Origin of the sequence: Rhodococcus sp. CX, from assembly GCF_015865005.1 — a bacterium.
GTDB lineage: Bacteria > Actinomycetota > Actinomycetes > Mycobacteriales > Mycobacteriaceae > Rhodococcus.
Map to the genome: position 1 here is coordinate 1 of NZ_JADZGH010000031.1, position 4,846 is coordinate 4,846.

The window sequence follows — 4,846 nt, forward strand, 5'->3', positions numbered from 1 at the left end:
ACGCCGCGCATCGCCCGGCACGAGCGGATATCCGACGCCAGGATCGCGCGGGCCCCGATCTCGGCGAGCCGATCCATCACCGCGTTGTGGCCCTTGCGCGGCACCATCGCCCGCACCGCCACCGAATCATCGTTCGCCAGCGGCGAGATCGTCGGCGACTCCAGCCCCGGCGTCACCTTCACCGCCTCGTCCAGCAGGTGCTTCGGGCAGTCGTAGTCGAGCATCACGTACTGCTGCGCGAACACCACACCCTCGATCCGCGCGATCAACTGGTTGCGGGCCGCGTCGTCCCGGTTCGAGCCCTCCCGCTCGATCAGCACGCCCTCGGACTCGCACAGCGACTCCCCGAACGCCACCAGCTCGTGCTGGCGCAGCGTGCGACCCGACCCGACCACATCGGCGATCGCATCGGCGACCCCGAGCTGAATCGAGATCTCCACCGCACCGTCGAGCCGGATCACCGTCGCCTCGATCCCCCGCGCCGCGAGATCCTTGCGCACCAGATTCGGGTACGACGTGGCGATCCGCAGCCCCGCCAGATCCTCCACCTTCCAGTCCCGGCCCTTCGGCGCCGCATACCGGAACGAGGACCGGCCGAACCCCAGCGACAACCGCTCGGTCACCGGCGCACCGGAATCCCCGGCCAGATCCCGCCCGGTGATCCCCAGATCCAGCTCCCCGGAGCCGACATAGATCGCGATGTCCTTCGGACGCAGGAAGAAGAACTCGACCTCGTTGACCGGGTCGAGCACCGTCAGATCCCGCGAATCGGTGCGACGCCGGTACCCGGCCTCACTGAGGATCTCGGCGGCGGACTCGGACAGGGAACCCTTGTTGGGAACGGCGACGCGCAGCATTCGGGACTCGGCCTCTCTGGGGAAACAGCGACAAACGGGGGCGGGACGATTCAGGCAAACAGGCTGGGATCGATCGACGATCACAGATGCTTGTAGACGTCCTCGAGCTTCAGACCGCGCCCCACCATCAGCACCTGCACCCAGTACAGAAGCTGCGAGATCTCCTCGGCCAACTCCTCGTCGCTCTGGTACTCGGCGGCGATCCACACCTCGCCGGCCTCCTCGATCACCTTCTTGCCCTGCGCATGGACGCCGGCGTCCAAGGCGGCAACGGTGCCGGACCCCTCGGGACGGGTCACGGCACGCTCGGACAGCTCGGCGAACAGGGATTCGAAGGTCTTCACGGGAGCCCATTGTTTCATGACCGGCCCGGTGCCCTGCGCGCGGCGTCCCCCGTCAGAAATCCAGCACCCGGCGACTGTCGAAACGCCGCGGCCGCCCCGTGATCGGATCGTCGAACTCGAGGGTGCGCGCCAGCAGCCGCAGCGGATCGGTGAAATCGTCGGGCGCGCGGCGCCGGAACTGCGGATAGAAGTTGTCTCCCACGATCGGCGCCCCCAGCGAATTCAGGTGCAGCCGCAGCTGGTGGGTGCGGCCGGTGCGCGGAAACAACCGGTACCGGGCCCGGTCCCCGGCCCGTTCGACCAGTTCGATGCGGGTCTCGGCGTTCGGTTCCCCCGGCACCTCGACGGCGGTCAGCTCCCCGTGCCGCTTCCGGATGCGGCTGCGCACCACCCGCGGGAACTGCACCCCGGGGCGGTGCGGGGCGATCGCCTCGTACACCTTGCGGACCCGCTGCTGCTCGAACAACTCCTGATAGGGCCGCCGCAACGCCGGATCCACGGTGCACAACAACACCCCCGCGGTCATCCGGTCCAGCCGGTGCACCGGCACCAGATCCGGCAACCCCAGGTCCCGGCGCAGCCGCACCACCACCGTCTCCCGGATGTGCGCGCCCCGCGGGATCGTCGCCAGGAAATGCGGCTTGTCGACCACCACCAGCCCCGCGTCCCGGTACAGCACATCCACCGCGAACGGCACCGGCACCTCCGGCGGCGGCTCCCGGTAGAAGTACACGAACCGGGTCGGCTGAAAGCGGGTGTGCACGTCCACGGCGCGGCCGTGCTCGTCGACCAGCTCCCCGGCCGCGATGCGCCCGGACCAGTCCTCCCCGGGATGCGCGGCCTGCAGGTATTCGACGACGGTGCGCGCGGCGGCCCCGGCGGGCATCCGCACCCGGTCCGGGCCGAGCCCGTCCCGGATCGGCAGCGGCGCGGCCGGCACGGTCAGGAACCGACCGGATCGGGCACGCAGTCCTCGCACACCAGCGTCTGCGCCCGCCCGTTGACGTCCGGATGGTTGCGGTACCGCGAGGTCGGCGCCTCGCACAGCGAACACCGCCCCAAGGTCACCGCATCGTCGGAGAATTCGACGTTCATGCGCCCGTCGAACACGTACAGCGAGCCCTCCCACAGGCCGCCGTCGCCGAACGTCTCGCCGTAGCGGACGATGCCGCCGTCGAGCTGATACACCTCGTCGAAACCGCGGTTGCGCATCAACGCCGACAACACCTCGCACCGCACCCCACCGGTGCAGTAGGTGACGACCGGCTTCGACTTGAGGTGGTCGTAGCGGCCGCTGTCGAGTTCGGCGACGAAATCGCGGGTGGTCGCCACGTCCGGCACGATCGCATCCCGGAACCGGCCGATCTCCGCCTCGAACCGGTTGCGGCCGTCGAAGAACACCACGTCGTCGCCGCGCTCGGACATCAACGCGTGCAGGGCCAGCGGCGACAGGTGCTCCCCGCCGCCGACGACGCCGTGCTCGTCGACCTTCACCTCGTCCGGCACCCCGAAGGTGACGATCTCGGGACGCACCTTCACCGACAACCGCGGAAAATCGGTGCCGGTGCCGTCCGACCACTTCACGTCGGTGTCCTTGAACGCCGGATAGCTGCGCAACCCCCGCACGTACTTCTTCACATCGGCGATGTCCCCGCCGACGGTGCCGTTGATGCCGTGCTCGGAAATCAGGATGCGCCCGGTCAGGCTGTGCGCCGACGCGAGCGTGTGCTGCCACAACCGGATCGCCTCCGGATCGGGCAGCGGCGTGAACTTGTAGAACAACACGATCTTCGGGACGGCCATGCTCAGCGCTCCCCGGAGACGTGCAGTTCCCGCAGGTCGGCCACCGTCAACCCCTCCAGGGTGGACCGGAACACCCGCCGCGGCGAACCCGGCACCGTCGTCAGCGACGGCACCACCAGCACCGTGCAGCCCGCGGCGTCGGCCGCGGCCGCCCCGGTCGGGGAATCCTCCACCGCCAGGCACTGCGCCGGGTCCAGCCCGAGCAGCTCCGCGGCCCGCAGGTACGGCGCCGGATCCGGCTTGCCCGCCGGCACCTCGTCCCCGCACACCGTGTGATCGAAATGGGTGCGGCCCAGGGTCTCGAGCGCCACATCGCACAACCGGCGGCCGGTGTTGGTCACCAGCGCCTGACCGAGCCCGGCCTCCCGCACCGCACCCAGCGCGGCCCGCGCCCCGGGCCGCCACGGCAGCCCCTGCGCGAACAGCTCCGCCATGAACGCGTTGAGCCAATCCTCCGCGGCGGTCTGCTCGTCCGGGGTCGGGGCGAGCCCGAGACCGTCGAAGGTGCGCCACACCGACAGATCCAGCGGCCCACCGATCGTCGCGATCCGGGTCTCCTCCGACATCGGGCCCCCGAGATGCAGCGACAACTCCCGCATCCCGATGTCCCACAACTGTTCCGACTCGAGCAGCGTGCCGTCCATGTCCCACAGCACCGCCCGCAGCGCGCTGGCGTGCGCCGACGTGCCGAGGACGGAATCGATCAGCTCAGACATTGAAGTACTTGGCCTCCGGATGGTGCAGGACGAACGCGTCGGTGGACTGCTCGGGATGCAACTGCAGCTCCTCGGACAGCTCCACCCCGATCCGCTCCGGTTCGAGCAGCTCGACCAGCTTGATGCGGTCCTCCAGGTTCGGGCACGCCCCGTACCCGAACGCGAACCGCGCCCCCCGGTAGGCCAGCTTGAAGTAGTCCGCCACCTCGGCCGGATCGTCGTCGGCGGCGGTCCCACCCCCGGCGAACGCCAGCTCCTGCCGCACCCGCCGGTGCCAGTACTCGGCCAGCGCCTCGGTCAACTGCACACCCAGGCCGTGCACCTCCAGGTAGTCGCGGTAGGCGTTCGCGGCGAACAACTCGTTCGCGAAATCCGCGATCGGCTGCCCCATCGTCACCAGCTGGAACGGCCACACGTCGACCTGCCCGGTGCGCTGCGCCTCCTCCCGCGACCGCACGAAATCGGCGATGCACAGGAACCGGGGCCGCTGCTGCCGCGGGAACGTGAACCGGAACCGCTCCGGCGCGTCCGGCCGCGGCTCGGTCAGCACTACCACGTCGTCGCCCTCGGACACCGCCGGGAAATACCCGTACACCACCGCGGCATGCGCCAGGATGCCCTCGGTCGACAACCGGTCCAGCCAGTACCGCAACCGCGGCCGACCGTCGGTCTCGACCAGTTCCTCGTAGGTCGGGCCGTCACCGCCGCGCTGCCCGCGCAGCCCCCACTGACCCAGGAACAACGCCCGCTCGTCGATCAGACCCGCATAGTCGGCGACCGCGATGCCCTTGACGACGCGGCTGCCCCAGAACGGCGGCGTCGGCACCGGCAGATCCGCCGCCACATCGCTGCGCGCGGGGATCTCCGCCGGGGTCTCCGCGGCCTTGCGCTTCTCCGCGATCCGCTTGCTGCGTTCGTGCCGGGCCTTGCGTTCGGCGGCCTTCTCCCGCGCGGCGATCGCCTCCGGGCTGTCCGGCGCCGGACCCTCGCCACGCTTGACGGCCATGATGCGGTCCATCAACGCCAGCCCCTCGAACGCGTCCCGCGCGTACGACACCTCGCCCTCGTAGATCTCCGCCAGATCGTCCTCGACGTAGCCACGGGTCAGGGCGGCACCACCGAGCAG

6 protein-coding genes are annotated in these 4,846 nt (G+C 70.1%); all 6 read right to left on the bottom strand.

Going from position 1 to position 4,846, the window contains the following annotated elements:
- Window positions 1-857 (bottom strand): ATP phosphoribosyltransferase (gene hisG, locus I0Q12_RS02600; protein ID WP_197250467.1); only part of this gene is annotated, 857 nt, incomplete at its 3' end.
- Between the two features lie 80 nt (window positions 858-937).
- Entirely contained in the window at window positions 938-1,219 is a 282-nt protein-coding gene (locus I0Q12_RS02605) for a phosphoribosyl-ATP diphosphatase (protein ID WP_197250468.1), read from the bottom strand.
- A 34-nt stretch (window positions 1,220-1,253) separates the two neighbouring features.
- Window positions 1,254-2,141 (bottom strand): pseudouridine synthase, encoded by an 888-nt coding sequence (locus tag I0Q12_RS02610; RefSeq protein ID WP_197250469.1) that lies wholly within the window; start codon window positions 2,139-2,141, stop codon window positions 1,254-1,256.
- Window positions 2,142-2,143: 2 nt separating this feature from the next.
- Window positions 2,144-3,004, bottom strand: coding sequence for a rhodanese-related sulfurtransferase (locus I0Q12_RS02615; protein ID WP_197250470.1), 861 nt, complete (start codon window positions 3,002-3,004; stop codon window positions 2,144-2,146).
- Between the two features lie 2 nt (window positions 3,005-3,006).
- Complete coding sequence (locus tag I0Q12_RS02620; protein WP_197250471.1) at window positions 3,007-3,720, bottom strand: HAD family phosphatase; 714 nt, start codon at window positions 3,718-3,720, stop codon at window positions 3,007-3,009.
- On the bottom strand, window positions 3,713-4,846 hold a 1,134-nt coding region (locus I0Q12_RS31730; RefSeq protein ID WP_307845982.1), incomplete at its 5' end, for a vitamin B12 dependent-methionine synthase activation domain-containing protein. The genes I0Q12_RS31730 and I0Q12_RS02620, both read right to left, overlap by 8 nt.

Bases quoted from the DNA above. Each gene is read 5' to 3' on its own strand.
- I0Q12_RS02615 (WP_197250470.1), bottom strand. From the start codon at position 3,004: ATGGCCGTCCCGAAGATCGTGTTGTTCTACAAGTTCACGCCGCTGCCC.
- I0Q12_RS02620 (WP_197250471.1), bottom strand. From the start codon at position 3,720: ATGTCTGAGCTGATCGATTCCGTCCTCGGCACGTCGGCGCACGCCAGC.
- I0Q12_RS02605 (WP_197250468.1), bottom strand. From the start codon at position 1,219: ATGAAACAATGGGCTCCCGTGAAGACCTTCGAATCCCTGTTCGCCGAG.